The 1,523-nt window shown below is 45.2% G+C and carries 1 protein-coding gene; it reads left to right on the top strand.

The window, feature by feature from the left end; genetic code table 11:
* The coding region (locus tag ACKJXD_RS11885; protein WP_430876418.1) for a DUF2345 domain-containing protein at positions 1 to 1,523 on the top strand (1,523 nt) is incomplete at both ends.

Below are 1,523 nucleotides of genomic sequence, written 5' to 3'. Positions count from 1 at the left end.
CACTGCACAGTCAACTGGTGGAATCATCGGTTATCGTACAGGATTATAATTACCGGGAAGCGAAGGAAAATTTACTGGGAGAAGAAAACACCCAACCGAATGACATGACCACTTACGGAACGGACTATCGTTATGGAGAGAACTATAAACGATTGGATGCAGGCGTGGGGAATGGTAATACTCAGAATGAAGATACCGAAAATGACGTAGAGTCAAACGATAATGGCGGTAGCGAAAGTGACATTACAGAAAGTGGTAAATGGTATGCGCGTATCCGCCATGAGCATGCAATCAGTAAAAAAATAATCATTCGAGGGAAAACCAACAGTTATAACCTTGTTCCGGGTCAACATGTCTGTATAAATCAAAATCCGCTGGTAGATGTTGAAGAAGGCATCATCATATTAAGTGTCGAGGGACAAGGCAGTCGCTCAGAAGCGTATGAACTGAGCTTTACGGCAATTGCTTATGAGGTATTAAAACCTTACCGTCCGGCTCCGATAGCGTGGCCACAAGTCGGGGGGACATTGCCGGCACGGGTGACCAGTCCGGACAATGATACATACGGTTATATTGATGCTCATGGACGCTATCGGGTTAAATTTAATTTCGACTTGAAAGAGTGGAAAAAAGGTGAAGAGAGTTTATGGGTTAGACTGGCAAGACCGTATGCGGGAAGCAATTATGGATTTCACTTTCCATTAATTGACGGTACAGAAGTTGCGATTGCGTTTATGGACGGCAATCCGGACAGACCTTATATCGCTCATGCGATGCATGACAGCGCACATCCAGACCCGGTGAGCACGATAAATAAACATCGAAATGTAATTCGCACGCCGGCCAACAACAAATTGCGGATGGATGACAAGCGGGGTCAGGAGCATATCAAACTGGCGACTGAATACGGCAAAACCCAGTTAAATATAGGTCACTTAGTTAATCGAAATAAAGAAGGTCGGGGTGAAGGTTTTGAGCTTCGTACCGATGAATGGGGTGCTATAGCCGCAGAAAAAGGGTTATACCTGACCACACAAACAACGCCGAAAGCGCAAGGCAAACAGCTGGACATGCAAGGTGCAATAGCGCAGTTAGAAAATGCACTGTCGATAGCCAAAGCGTTACAGGATGCGGCAAGCCAATCAGAAGCTCACGGAGCCGATACGGAGAGTCAGGACAAGCTAAAAACAAATCTAACAGCATTAAGTCAGAGTGGAATTTTAGCCTATGCTCAGGAAGGGATAGCGTTAACCAGTCCGGAAAATATTCAATTATCAACGGGCAACAGCTTTTCGGTAGTAGCTGAAAAGCAGACAGATATAACGGCGTTAAAAAATATCACAGTGTCTTCGGGCGAGGCGATAGGATTATTTGCCCATAAATCGGGGATGAAGCTTTTTGCCAATCAGGGAGATATTGATGTACAGGCACAGGATGCGAACCTGAATATAGCGGCTAAAGACGATATCAAAATTGACAGTGTAGATGGCGAGTTGACCGTAACGGCCAGTAAACAACTGACC

This window comes from Gilliamella sp. G0441, assembly GCF_050589305.1.
GTDB lineage: Bacteria > Pseudomonadota > Gammaproteobacteria > Enterobacterales > Orbaceae > Gilliamella.
Note: the sequence above shows the minus strand (reverse complement) of the source record. Positions and strands in the feature narration are given on the sequence as shown.